Origin of the sequence: Pseudomonas duriflava (genome assembly GCF_007830155.1) — a bacterium.
GTDB classification, from domain to species: Bacteria; Pseudomonadota; Gammaproteobacteria; order Pseudomonadales; family Pseudomonadaceae; genus Chryseomonas; species Chryseomonas duriflava.
The window spans coordinates 95,853-108,591 of record NZ_VLKY01000001.1 but is presented as its reverse complement, the minus strand read 5'-3'; the positions used below and the strand labels follow the sequence as shown (position 1 = coordinate 108,591).

Genomic DNA, 12,739 nt, shown 5'->3' with positions numbered 1-12,739 from the left:
GTCTCTTCAGACTTCCCTCCTTTATCCGGAGTCGGCCTGCGTTGAGTTTCAATGCAGGTCGTGGATTCACATGGTAAAGCTACCTAGTCATCTATCATGAATGCCGCCACCAAATATATGCCGCCCTCCCCTTCCGTCGTCCGCCCGGCAGACCGATTGGGCTTCACGCTGTTCATTGCGGCACTCCTGCATATCGTACTGATAGTAGGATTAGGGTTTTCTATGCCCGAACCCAGCCAGGTTAGTAAATCATTGGAAGTAACCCTGGCCACATTCAATAGTGATAAAGCGCCGGAAAAGGCGGACTTCCTGGCCCAGGAAAACCAGCAAGGTAGCGGTACGCTCGATAAAGCCGTCGCGCCGAGCACGACCGAAGACGTTCCGTTCAAGGACAACGAGATCAAGCCGGCTACCAAACCAACTTCGCCTCGCCAGACGACACAGCCTAAAACTCCTAAGGCTGCTGTAACGACCCGAGCCTCTCGTGAGGAAAAGGCTTCAGTCAGCCGAGAAACACCAGAACCCGAAGCCATTGCACGGGAAACACCCCATTTCGATAGCAGTCAATTATCTAGCGAAATCGCCAGCCTGGAGGCGCAACTGGATCAAGAGCGGCAGCAATATGCCAAGCGACCAAAGATTTATCGCATCAATGCCGCTTCGACCATGAAAGATAAGGGCGCATGGTATAAGGAAGACTGGCGCAAGAAAATCGAGCGCGTCGGCAATCTCAACTATCCTGAGCAGGCTCGCCGCCAGCGCCTGTATGGCAGTTTGCGTCTGCTGGTATCCATCAACCGGGACGGTTCGCTTTATGAAGTGCAGATCCTCGAGTCTTCCGGTCAGACCGTGCTTGATCAAGCAGCGCTGCGCATCGTCCGACTCGCCGCACCTTTTGCGCCCTTCAGTGGTGATCTGAGTGATATCGACCGGCTCGAAATCATCCGGACCTGGCGCTTCGAGCGGGGCGATCGTCTGGCCAGTCAGTGATCAAGGTGCTTCACGCTTGAAGCTTCAAGCGTGAAGCTAGAAACTACTGGTATGAAAGCGAGCACTCAGCACTACCTTAAAAATCATTTCCTAATCGCCATGCCTCACATGGCCGACTCTAACTTTGCACAAACACTCATCTACTTGATTGAGCATAGCGAAGAGGGTGCCATGGGGCTGATTGTCAATCGTCCCAGCGGTCTTAATCTCGAAGACGTACTAGAGCAACTGCGACCTGACGAGCCGACTCCTCTAGGGTGCCATAATGTAGCTATCTACGCAGGAGGCCCGGTACAGACAGAGCGCGGCTTCGTCCTGCACCCTACTGGCTCCCAATTTCAAGCTACCTTGGAATTGGGTGAAGTCTCGTTGACTACTTCCCAAGACATCCTGTTTTCAATTGCCGATGGCCATGGCCCGGAACGGCATTTGATCGCCTTAGGTTATGCTGGCTGGGGCTCCGGCCAAATCGAAACCGAATTGGCTGAAAACGCTTGGCTGACCTGCGAGGCTGACCCCGCCCTACTGTTTGATGTCTCTAGTGAACAGCGCCTAAAAGCAGCAGCGTCTCAGCTTGGCGTAAACCTTTCCCTTTTAACTAACCAATCGGGCCATGCCTAAATGGACAAGCCTCTGAAATTGCTGCTCGGCTTTGACTACGGTACTCGCCAGATTGGTGTTGCGGTAGGTCAACCCATTACGGGCCAAGCCCGTGAACTCTGTGTTTTAAAAGCACAAAATGGTGTGCCCGATTGGGGCCGCGTTGAAAACCTGATCAAGGAATGGCAACCGGATGCATTAGTAGTCGGCCTCCCCCTGAACATGGACGGAACCCCTAGCGAGATGAGTACGCGTGCTGAAAAATTCGCTCGTCGACTTAATGGTCGTTTCAACCTACCAGTGCATACCCATGACGAGCGTTTAACAACATTTGCCGCTAAAGGTGAACGTTTGACTCAAGGTCAACGCGACGGCTACCGGGATCACCCTGTCGATGCCCTGGCTGCTGCGCTGTTACTCGAGGGGTGGCTAGCTGCCCAAGCCGATACCACTGCGCCTCAGCCACCTAAGGAAATCTCATGAACCTGCCTAATCCTGATGAATTGATTCCTCGCATGGCCAGCGACCTGGCTGCCTACCTTGAACATAAAGGCATTGCTGAACCCCGCTTCGTGGGTATCCGTACCGGCGGTATCTGGGTTGCGCAGGCATTGTTACAGGAGCTCAAGCGTGACCTTCCTCTAGGAACGCTGGACGTGTCGTTTTACCGTGACGATTTCACGCAAAAAGGCTTGCATCCTCAGGTGCAACCCTCTGCTCTTCCTTTCGAAATCGAAGGACAGCATTTGGTACTGGTAGACGATGTTCTGATGACCGGCCGCACCATACGCGCCGCTCTCAATGAACTCTTCGACTATGGGCGCCCGGCGAGCGTTACTCTGGCCTGCCTGCTTGATCTTGAAGCACGAGAACTGCCGATCCGCCCTGACATCGTAGGGCAGATTTTGTCATTAGCACCTACGGAGCGTGTCAAACTTTTAGGCCCTGCCCCGCTGGCATTCGAACGAAAAGACTTTTCTTCTGCATCCTAATACTCAAGGCCTGCCGCCCATGACCGACGCTACGCGTTCTTTGCAACTCAACGCCCAGGGACAGTTGCGCCATTTTCTTTCGCTGGATGACCTGCCGCGCGAGCTTTTAACCGAATTGCTGGACACTGCCGACTCCTTTCTTGAAGTAGGAGCTCGTGCGGTTAAAAAAGTCCCCTTGCTACGTGGCAAGACGGTATGCAATGTCTTTTTCGAAAACTCGACTCGCACCCGGACAACCTTCGAGTTAGCAGCCAAACGCCTCTCTGCCGATGTTATTACGTTAAACGTTTCGACATCGTCTACAAGTAAGGGCGAAACCCTGTTTGATACCTTACGCAACCTTGAGGCTATGGCAGCCGACATGTTTGTGGTTCGTCATGCCGACTCAGGGGCAGCACACTTCATTGCCGAACACGTTTGCCCCCAAGTAGCCATAATTAACGGAGGGGACGGACGTCATGCACACCCTACCCAGGGTATGCTCGACATGCTTACTATCCGACGTCACAAAGGCAGCTTTGAAAACCTGTCGGTAGCTATCGTAGGCGACATCCTCCACTCTCGCGTAGCCCGCTCAAATATGTTGGCGCTACGGACATTGGGCTGCCCGGATGTCCGTGTCGTCGCGCCGCGTACCTTAATCCCTGTAGGGCTTGAAGAACTGTACGGCGTGCGTACGTTTACTCGAATGGAAGAAGGCCTTAAGGATGTTGATGTTGTGATCATGCTACGCCTTCAACGTGAGCGCATGCAGGGCGGGCTCCTGCCGAGCGAAGGCGAGTATTACAAACTGTTCGGCCTGACGACGCAGCGCCTTGCGCTGGCCAAACCTGATGCCATTGTTATGCACCCCGGCCCGATCAACCGGGGCGTTGAAATCGAATCAGCAGTTGCTGATGGTAGCCAGTCCGTCATTCTCAACCAGGTCACCTATGGCATTGCCGTTCGCATGGCAGTGCTGTCCATGGCCATGAGCGGACAAACCGCCCAGCGTCAGTTCGAACAAGAGAGCGCGTAAATGACCCTTAGTATTCTAAACGCCCGAGTAATTGATCCTGCTACATCATTTGATGAAATCTGCGCCGTTCATATTGCAGATGGGTCGATAAAAGCAATAGGCGAGGCGCCCGTTGCTTTCGAAGCGGAGCAGGTTATCGATGCAACGGGCTGGATCGTTGCGCCCGGCTTGGTAGATTTGAACGTTTCGCTATGCGAGCCGGGTTATACCCGCAAGGGTACTATTGAAAGCGAAACCCTGGCTGCAGCGGCAGGAGGAACAACCAGCCTGTGCTGCCCTCCGTCTACCAAGCCTGTCCTGGATACAACAGCCGTCGCGGAGTTGATTCTTGACCGCACTCAGGCGGCAGGCTACGCCCGCGTGTTTCCCATCGGTGCGCTGACCAAAGGCCTAGCAGGCGAGCAGCTTGCGGAACTAGTAGCTTTACGTGAAGCTGGCTGCGTAGCTTTTACTAACGGCCTGGAACCGCTGGCCAATACCCGAGTTTTGCGTCGAGCTCTCGAGTACGCTGCCACATTTGATCTGACAGTAGTTTTCACGTCCCAGGATGCCGACCTGGCCGAAGGCGGACTTGCCCATGAGGGGCCAACCGCCAGCTTTTTAGGATTAACCGGCATTCCTGAGACGGCCGAGACTATTGCTTTAGCGCGAAATCTATTGCTTGTCGAGCAAAGCGGTGTTCGTGCGCACTTTAGTCAATTGACAAGCGCACGGGGGGTCGAAATGATTGCAAATGCCCAGGCGCGAGGCCTTCCTGTGACGGCAGACGTCGCTCTGTATCAGCTTCTGCTGACCGATGAACGACTACAAGGCTTCTCAAGCTTCTACCATGTAATGCCCCCACTAAGGACACAAAAGGATCGAGAAGCGCTGCGTGAAGGAGTTAAGACTGGGGTGATTCAAGCTATCGCCAGCCACCATCAGCCTCATGAAGCCGATGCGAAGCTCGCACCTTTCGCTGCTACAGACCCAGGTATCAGTAGTGCCGAGCTGTTGCTACCGCTGGCCTTGACTCTCGTCGAGGATGGCCTGCTGGATTTGCCTACGCTACTGGCCCGACTGACATGCGGCCCGGCTGCAGCGCTCAACCTCAAGGCTGGCCGATTGACTACCGGTGAAGCAGCCGATCTGGTCTTGTTCTCACCTACGGAACCTACGATAGCCGGTGAGCAGTGGCATTCCAAAGGGCGCAATAATCCATTCCTAGGTCAGTCTTTGCCCGGCCGCGTACAACGGACACTTCTAGGCGGAAAACCGACTTATTCACGCTAAAACAAAATGCCCCTTCATAAGGGGCATTTTCTAGACAGCCTAGCGAAGAAGGCCGCTGCTCTGCTGACGATTTTTCATCGAAACCTGGTCATTCAACGTCCAGAAGTCGTATAGAACACCCAGCAAAAAGAATCCGCCCGTTACAAGATAAAGCAATGCCGTTATCCACTTGCCCATGTATAGGCGATGAGCCCCAAATATGCCCAAGAAGGTTAATAGGATCCAGGCAATGCTGTAATTAGTCTGACCTCCGGAAAAGCGTAAATCGGCCTCACGATCCATGGATGGAATAAGGAAAAGATCGATGATCCAACCGATGCCTAGTAACCCCAGCGTAAAAAACCAAATTGTGCCGGTTATGGGCTTGCCATAATAGAAACGATGGGCACCTAAAAACCCGAAAATCCACAACAAGTAACCCAGCATTTTGCTATGCGTATCGTTCTGGAACCGCATGGTGACTCCCTAAGAGGCTTGTATGCCTTTCAAATAAGCGCGATTTTCTAAGTTTCAAGCCACATTCTGCCAGTGATTCCAACTGCCAACGAAACGTTTTGCGACATGAACTGCTGATTTTTTAAAGCTTGTATCGACCAGCGGAGCGGAAAAGTCACAAATGTTCTGATATAAAGTTGCGCGTTTTTAACAATTAGGTTAATCGACAATGCGTTCCTTTCTCATTACCTGGCTTTCCGCCTGTTTGATGCTGCCTGTTGCAGCTGTCCAGGCTAAAGAAGCCGATAGTGCTCGCACTGCCGCTCCGGCTCATGCCAAATCATCTTCTCGCACCGTGGCGTCTACTTCTTACCGGGTGCAACATGTGTATGTTCCTGCGCACCCTCAGAAAGGTGTAAAGAGCCAAACACGTTTTAACCGTCAGCATGCGGCAGTTAAGGAAAGCACGAAAGTCGTCAATCGTGCTATTAATGTGCTTGGTACCCCCTACCGTTGGGGTGGCACTACGCCTAAAAAAGGCTTTGACTGTAGCGGCCTGGTTAACTATGCCTATCGCGATGTAAAGAATCTGGATCTACCTCGCACCTCAAGAGAACTGGCTCGGGTCAAAGGGCTCAAGGTTGAGCGTAAGAACCTTAAGCCGGGCGATCTTGTTTTCTTCAAGATCAATGGCCGTGGTATCGATCATGTAGCTATTTATTTGGGCCATGATCGCTTTATCCATGCGCCTCGTCGTGGTGAAAACGTCCGCATTGATCATTTGAGCAAACCCTATTGGCAAAAGCGCTTTGCTTCAGCCAAACGCGTTCTTCCACAAACGATCGCTAGTAGTGAAACAGCGCGTACCCGTCCAGCCACTTCACGAAAATCGTAACGGTCATGCTGTTGACCTACGAATAGTTTTTAAAAGATTTGTATAGTGGCTCGCCTCCGTAGATACTGTTCTTATATACAGTATCTACGGAGTAATGCGTGGAACTCACTGACAAGCTCATCATTCTGGCCGATGCGGCTAAATATGATGTTTCCTGTGCCAGTAGCGGCGCGCCCAAGCGCAGCTCAAAAGGCCGGGAAGGGTTGGGCTCGACTGATGGCATGGGCATCTGTCATAGCTTCACACCGGATGGCCGTTGCGTCTCGCTGCTCAAGATTCTGCTGACCAACTTTTGTCTTTACGACTGTCAATACTGCGTAAACCGGCGCTCAAGTAATGTTCCGCGAGCGCGATTCACACCAGAAGAAGTTGTCCGGCTCACGCTCGACTTTTATCGTCGAAACATGATCAGTGGCCTGTTTTTAAGCTCTGGAATCATTCGCTCCTCCGACCATACGATGGAGCAATTGATTCAGGTAGCCCGTCTGCTGCGTGAAGAACATCATTTCCGCGGCTATATTCATTTAAAGACTATTCCCGATGCTGACCCGCAGCTGATTGCCCAAGCGGGTCTTTATGCTGATCGTCTGTCCGTCAACATCGAGTTGCCAACGGAAACTGAATTGCTGCGTTTGGCTCCTGAAAAGAACGGCCAGAGTATTAAGAAAGCCATGGGTACCATTCGCCTAGGAGTTGAGGAAGCGGAAACTGAACGAAAATCTCCCCGCTTCGCACCTGCTGGGCAAAGTACTCAAATGATTGTTGGCGCCGACGCTACAAATGATCGCGTTATTCTGGATACGGCCCAGCGCCTGTATGGTGCCTACCGCCTCAAACGCGTGTACTATTCCGCCTTCAGTCCTATCCCGGACAGCCCTCGCTCCGTTCCGTTGACTCCTCCGCCTTTACTGCGTGAGCATCGACTCTATCAGGCGGACTTTCTCATGCGGGGCTATGGCTTTAACGCTGCGGAGCTACCAACCGAGTCCGGTAATCTACCGCTCGATATTGACCCCAAACTGGCCTGGGCTCTGAGTAATCGGGACATCTTTCCGCTAGATTTGAACCGTGCCGAGCCGAGCTTGATTGCCCGAGTACCAGGGATTGGCGTATTGACGGCAAAACGCTTGGCTACACTTCGGCAACAGCGCCGCATTCGTTATGCGGACTTGATCCGTCTACGCTGCAGCCTGGAAAAAGCCAAGCCGTTTATCATCGTGCAGGATTATCGACCTGCGCTAGCCCTGGCAGACTCTCAGCATCTACGTTACCAGTTGAGCGAGCAGCCTGCTCAACTGGCGCTCTGGTAAGCCATGCACAGTGTGGTCTTTGATGGTACTTTCGCTGGCTGGCGCGCCTGTGCCCGCCAGCTACTAGAGCAAGCGGTTCCGCCTGAAAAGATCAACTGGCATGACTCAGTAGGATCTAGCGACTTGTTTGCCCAGGCAGAGCCCTCTCTAGCCGAAAAATCGACTTATACCATACGAGTCCCTAGGCAGTTGGCAGATCTGCTGGCTTCGGCCGTCTGCTTTCGCAGCGATGACCGCTGGGCCTTGCTGTATCGAATCCTTTGGCGGGTTGTCCAGGGTGATCCATCAGCCATGCTGGCAGGTGATGAGGACGGCAGCGAACTACATCGGCGTATCAAAGCGGTCCACCGTGAAGTTCACCATCTTCACGCCTTCCTGCGCTTTCGACCCTATGAACGGAATGCTTTGCCAGCCTACGTAGCCTGGCACGAACCGGCCCATGATGTGCTGGAGTTGGCGGCACCGCACTTCTGTGATCGGATGGGCAACCTATCATGGTTGATCGCGACCCCGGATGCCGCCGCTCTATGGGATGGGAAGAGCCTGCGATTCGAAAGACCGTGTCCGGATGCGTTAAAAGCAATCGCTCAGCAGCAACGTGATGAGGGCGATTCTCTGTGGCAGGCGTATTATGCAAGCACCTTCAATCCGGCGCGTGTTAATTCACGTGCGCTAGCCAATCATATGCCCAGACGTTTCTGGAAAGACTTGCCGGAAGGTCCGCTGATTCCTACTTTACTGAGTGATGCCCGTATAGGCGCCCAGCAGTTGGCCCAGGCTGAGGCGGTAGGCGCCCAGGCTGGAAAGACCGTGTTGATTGCTGCAGAGCGTGCCCAGCCAAAGCGTGAACCCGTTACGGCGCTCGATGAATGTCGCCGTTGCGAGCTATGGCAACAGGCAACCCAAGCGGTACCTGGAGAAGGTCCGGTAACGGCTCGCATCATGCTGATTGGTGAACAGCCTGGAGATCAGGAAGATCTCGCTGGTCGTCCTTTCATTGGACCAGCGGGACAGGTACTGGACCGAGCACTGAATGAAGCAGGCCTTGATCGGCATGCACTTTACCTCACCAATGCCGTCAAACACTTCAAATGGACACCTCAAGGCTTGCGTAGAAAACACGTCACGCCTGACAAGGAGATTGCGGCATGCCGCCCCTGGTTGCTTCAGGAGCTGGCGGATGTACGCCCGGAAATCATTGTTGCACTAGGCGCCACGGCTTTTGAGGCACTGCTGGGATATCGTCCTGAAGCTCTGGCCAACTATAAGGCGCGGCCCCTACCCTTGGAGGGAGGGTGGCTGATTGTAACCTATCACCCCTCTTATCCCCTTCGTATCCAAGAAGCCGCTCAGCGCGAAGCGGCTTTCCAGGAAATCGTATCTACCCTGCGCCAGGCTAGAGAGTTGCTTGAACCTGACAAGTACAGGGAAAAACAGACCTAACGAAAACGCGTGGTGTCATCCGTCATATCCAACGACAGACCTTGAGAAATATTTGTCAGATGATCCGCATCGGTTTCCGAACCCAGCTTGATCATCAGGCGTAGATCATTGGCCGAGTCCGCATGAGCCAGAGCATCTTCATAACTGATTTCGCCGTCCCGATAGAGCTGATAGAGCGCTTGATCGAAAGTCTGCATGCCCAATTCAGTGGAACGCTTCATCAACGGCTTGAGTTCGTGTACTTCACCTTTGCGGATCAGATCCGCTACCAACGGCGTGTTGATCAGTACTTCAATCACGGCACGCCGCCCCTTACCGTCCACCGTAGGCACTAATTGCTGCGCTACGATTGCCTTCAGGTTGAGCGACAGGTCCATCCAGATCTGCTGATGCCGATCCGCCGGGAAGAAATGGATGATCCGGTCAAGAGCCTGGTTGGCGTTGTTGGCATGCAGCGTAGCCAGGCACAGGTGTCCCGTCTCGGCGAACGCCACGGCATATTCCATGGTTTCCCGAGTACGCACCTCACCGATCATGATGACATCCGGAGCCTGACGCAGCGTGTTTTTCAACGCGACCTCGAACGACTCTGTATCCAGGCCGACTTCACGCTGAGTAACAATGCAGTTCTGATGCTGGTGAATATATTCGATAGGATCTTCGATAGAGATGATATGACCCGTCGAATTCTTGTTGCGGTGTCCAATCATGGCCGCCAACGAAGTGGACTTACCCGTACCGGTCGCACCCACGAAAATGATCAGTCCTCGCTTGGTGAGCGAAAGCTTCTTGAGTGTTTCAGGTAGACGCAGCTGATCGAGTGTCGGGATATTGACCTCAATACGCCGCAGCACCATACCTATCAAGTTGCGCTGATAGAAGGCGCTAACCCGGAAACGCCCGATACCTCGTGCACTGATCGCAAAATTGGACTCGCGCTTTTCAGCAAATTCGGCTCTCTGCTGCTCATTCATCACACCCAAGACAATTTCTCGTGTCTGCTCGGGCGAGAGTGGTTCCTTAATCACAGGTAAAACACGGCCGTTGACCTTCATCGAAGGCGGAACGCCAGCTGTGATGAAGAGGTCAGACCCACCCTTCTCCACCATCAACCTTAAAAACTTATCGAACTCCATCAGAAATTCTCCGGCGTCTTGGCCTTTTCACGAGCACTATCGCGGCTGATCAAACCCTTGGCCAGCAAGCCTTTCAAGCACATGTCCAAAGTTTGCATACCGATACCACCACCGGTCTGGATAGCTGAATACATCTGTGCCACCTTGTCCTCCCGGATAAGATTCCGAATGGCAGGCGTACCAATCATGATTTCATGAGCCGCCACGCGACCACCGCCGACCTTTTTAATTAGGGTCTGCGAAACCACCGCCTGCAAGGATTCAGACAGCATCGAACGCACCATGGATTTTTCTTCAGCAGGGAACACGTCGACAATTCGGTCGATGGTTTTGGCCGCCGAAGTGGTATGCAGCGTACCGAAGACAAGGTGACCGGTCTCTGCCGCTGTCAAGGCCAGCCGGATAGTTTCCAAATCACGTAATTCCCCTACAAGGATGATGTCTGGGTCTTCACGAAGTGCTGAGCGCAGGGCCTCAGAGAAGCCCAAGGTATCGCGGTGTACTTCACGTTGGTTGACTAGACACTTCTTGGACTCGTGAACAAACTCGATAGGATCCTCAATTGTGAGGATATGGTGATATTTCGTGTTGTTCAGGTAGTCCAGCATGGCTGCCAGGGTAGTGGACTTGCCGGAACCAGTCGGACCGGTGACCAGCACCAGCCCGCGGGGAACATCGGTTATCTTGCGAAACACATCGCCCATGCCCAACTCCTCCATGGATAGCACCTTGGAAGGAATGGTTCGGAAAACGGCGCCAGGCCCACGGTTCTGATTGAACGCATTGACTCGGAAGCGCGCGATGCCAGGCACTTCAAACGAGAAATCAGTCTCGAAAAACTCCTCGAAATCTTTGCGTTGCTTATCGTTCATAATGTCGTAGATGAGCGCATGTACCTGCTTATCGTCAAAAGCAGGCAGATTGATGCGCCGAACGTCACCATCGACACGGATCATGGGTGGCAAGCCGGCAGAAAGATGAAGGTCGGATGCGCCCTGTCTGGCACAAAACGCCAGCAGTTCCGTGATATCCATGAGGACTCCCTTAATACAAACAAGCGGGTAGAATGCCGCAATCTGCGGCGGGCCAAAGAGAACGAGGTTGAATGTCCACGATAGCCGAAAATATCGCAACAGTACGCACTCGTATCCAAGCCGCTGCACAGGCTTGTGGTCGTGAGCCAGCTACCATTGGTCTGCTAGCCGTGAGTAAGACCAAACCAGCCGCAGCCCTGCGGGAAGCGTTTGCCTGTGGCCTACAGCATTTTGGCGAAAATTATCTACAGGAGGCGCTAACCAAACAGAGCGAGCTTAAAGATCTGCCGCTAGTTTGGCACTTTATCGGGCCTATTCAGTCGAACAAAACCCGCGCTATTGCCAGTCATTTTGACTGGGTACACTCGGTGGATCGATTGAAAATCGCCCAACGCCTCTCCGAACAGCGTCCGGAAGGCATGCCCCCCTTAAATATCTGTCTCCAAGTCAATATTAGCGGAGAAACCAGCAAATCAGGATGTGCTCCCGATGAGTTGCCCGCCTTGGCCCACGCTGTATCCCAGTTACCACGCCTAACGCTACGAGGCCTAATGGCAATTCCCGAAGCCACAACAGCTGTCGAGGCGCAGCAGGCCGCATTTGCACGACTACGCGAACTCAGCGAGGCGATGAACCTGAATCTTGATACCCTGTCCATGGGCATGAGCCATGACCTGGAAGTCGCTATCGCCGAAGGGGCCACCTGGGTCCGGATCGGTACAGCTCTGTTTGGTGCCAGAGATTACGGCGCGGCTCCCTCTTCTGCTTCTCATTAAGGAATTTATGTACATGAGCGATACTCGCATCGCCTTCATCGGCGCTGGAAACATGGCTGCCAGTCTGATTGGCGGCTTGCGCACGCAAGGCGTAGCTGCCGACCTTATCACAGCAAGCAACCCGCTGGCCGACCAGCGCGCCGCCTTACAAAGCGACCATGGCATTAGAACATTTGAATCCAACCTTGATGCGCTCAAAGATGCCGATGTCGTAGTGCTCGCTATCAAACCACAGATTATGCAACGTGTCTGCCAGGAAATTGCAGCCTCGCTTCAACCCGAGCAATTAGTGGTCTCGGTGGCAGCCGGTATTACCTGTACCAGCCTGACCCAGTGGTTAGGCGCACGAGCGCTGGTACGCTGTATGCCCAATACTCCCGCCCTACTTCGTCAGGGAGCGAGCGGCCTGTTCGCCAACGAGCAGGTGAGCGCAGCCCAGCGGCAACAAGCTGAACAACTGCTAGCGGCTGTGGGAATTACGGTCTGGGTTGATACTGAAGCCCAACTCGATGCCGTCACGGCAGTATCAGGTAGCGGGCCGGCTTATTTTTTTCTATTGATGGAAGCCATGACTCGCGCCGGGGAACACCTGGGCCTGGATCGCGATACCGCTTCACGTCTTACTTTGCAAACAGCCTTGGGGGCGGCACAGATGGCATTAGCCAGTGACGTATCGCCTGCTGAACTACGGCGCCGGGTCACGTCACCCGGCGGAACGACCGAGCAGGCCATCAAGACTTTTCAGGATGATGGCTTCGAGGCACTGGTCCAAAAGGCTCTCGCAGCTGCGTCCCGTCGCTCAGCGGAGCTGGCGACAGAACTAGGTCAATAAGGAGTT

General features: G+C 53.6%; 14 protein-coding genes. 11 read left to right on the top strand and 3 right to left on the bottom strand.

Annotated features, from left to right (window positions below; all coding sequences use genetic code 11):
* Window positions 1-96: 96 nt before the first annotated feature.
* Genes IQ22_RS00530 through IQ22_RS00505 form a run of 6 tightly spaced genes read left to right on the top strand, consistent with a single transcriptional unit; the run spans window position 97 to window position 4,872 of the window.
* On the top strand, window positions 97-990 hold the full coding sequence (locus IQ22_RS00530; RefSeq protein ID WP_145136439.1) for an energy transducer TonB: 894 nt from the start codon (window positions 97-99) through the stop codon (window positions 988-990).
* Between the two features lie 51 nt (window positions 991-1,041).
* Window positions 1,042-1,611, top strand: coding sequence for a YqgE/AlgH family protein (locus IQ22_RS00525; protein ID WP_145136436.1), 570 nt, complete (start codon window positions 1,042-1,044; stop codon window positions 1,609-1,611).
* On the top strand, window positions 1,612-2,073 hold the full coding sequence (ruvX, locus tag IQ22_RS00520; protein WP_145136433.1) for a Holliday junction resolvase RuvX: 462 nt from the start codon (window positions 1,612-1,614) through the stop codon (window positions 2,071-2,073). It begins immediately after the preceding gene.
* The gene (gene pyrR / locus IQ22_RS00515) at window positions 2,070-2,582 is read left to right on the top strand and encodes a bifunctional pyr operon transcriptional regulator/uracil phosphoribosyltransferase PyrR (protein ID WP_145136431.1); all 513 of its coding nucleotides are present in this window, start codon (window positions 2,070-2,072) and stop codon (window positions 2,580-2,582) included. Before ruvX ends, pyrR begins: the two co-directional genes overlap by 4 nt.
* A 19-nt stretch (window positions 2,583-2,601) precedes the next feature.
* Window positions 2,602-3,600 carry an aspartate carbamoyltransferase catalytic subunit gene (locus tag IQ22_RS00510; protein WP_425298827.1) on the top strand — a complete coding sequence of 333 codons (999 nt, stop codon included), beginning with the start codon at window positions 2,602-2,604 and terminating at the stop codon, window positions 3,598-3,600.
* Window positions 3,601-4,872 (top strand): dihydroorotase, encoded by a 1,272-nt coding sequence (locus IQ22_RS00505; RefSeq protein WP_145136425.1) that lies wholly within the window; start codon window positions 3,601-3,603, stop codon window positions 4,870-4,872.
* Between the two features lie 39 nt (window positions 4,873-4,911).
* Here the strand turns inward: IQ22_RS00505 and IQ22_RS00500 are convergent, their stop codons facing one another.
* Window positions 4,912-5,328: an NINE protein gene (locus tag IQ22_RS00500; protein ID WP_145136422.1), complete on the bottom strand. Its 417-nt coding sequence runs from the start codon at window positions 5,326-5,328 to the stop codon at window positions 4,912-4,914.
* A 208-nt stretch (window positions 5,329-5,536) separates the two neighbouring features.
* Between IQ22_RS00500 and IQ22_RS00495 the strand changes: the two genes are divergently transcribed.
* The 3 genes from IQ22_RS00495 to IQ22_RS00485 all read left to right on the top strand — a co-directional run bounded on the left by IQ22_RS00495 (window position 5,537) and on the right by IQ22_RS00485 (window position 8,955).
* Window positions 5,537-6,202 (top strand): C40 family peptidase, encoded by a 666-nt coding sequence (locus tag IQ22_RS00495; RefSeq protein ID WP_145136419.1) that lies wholly within the window; start codon window positions 5,537-5,539, stop codon window positions 6,200-6,202.
* Window positions 6,203-6,300: 98 nt separating this feature from the next.
* Entirely contained in the window at window positions 6,301-7,512 is a 1,212-nt protein-coding gene (locus tag IQ22_RS00490; RefSeq protein WP_145136416.1) for a putative DNA modification/repair radical SAM protein, read from the top strand.
* 3 nt (window positions 7,513-7,515) lie between these two features.
* A complete protein-coding gene (locus IQ22_RS00485) occupies window positions 7,516-8,955 on the top strand; it encodes a UdgX family uracil-DNA binding protein (RefSeq protein WP_145136413.1) in 1,440 nt (479 codons plus the stop codon).
* Here the strand turns inward: IQ22_RS00485 and IQ22_RS00480 are convergent.
* Both IQ22_RS00480 and IQ22_RS00475 read right to left on the bottom strand, forming a co-directional pair.
* The gene (locus IQ22_RS00480; protein ID WP_145136409.1) at window positions 8,952-10,091 is read right to left on the bottom strand and encodes a PilT/PilU family type 4a pilus ATPase; all 1,140 of its coding nucleotides are present in this window, start codon (window positions 10,089-10,091) and stop codon (window positions 8,952-8,954) included. The genes IQ22_RS00485 and IQ22_RS00480 overlap by 4 nt on opposite strands.
* Window positions 10,091-11,125 carry a type IV pilus twitching motility protein PilT gene (locus IQ22_RS00475; protein ID WP_145136406.1) on the bottom strand — a complete coding sequence of 345 codons (1,035 nt, stop codon included), beginning with the start codon at window positions 11,123-11,125 and terminating at the stop codon, window positions 10,091-10,093. Before IQ22_RS00475 ends, IQ22_RS00480 begins: the two co-directional genes overlap by 1 nt.
* A 71-nt stretch (window positions 11,126-11,196) precedes the next feature.
* Here IQ22_RS00475 and IQ22_RS00470 point away from each other — a divergent pair, with 71 nt between their 5' ends.
* Window positions 11,197-11,901, top strand: coding sequence for a YggS family pyridoxal phosphate-dependent enzyme (locus IQ22_RS00470; RefSeq protein ID WP_145136403.1), 705 nt, complete (start codon window positions 11,197-11,199; stop codon window positions 11,899-11,901).
* Window positions 11,902-11,914: 13 nt separating this feature from the next.
* Entirely contained in the window at window positions 11,915-12,733 is an 819-nt protein-coding gene (proC, locus tag IQ22_RS00465) for a pyrroline-5-carboxylate reductase (protein WP_145136400.1), read from the top strand.
* The last annotated feature ends 6 nt before the right edge of the window (window positions 12,734-12,739 follow it).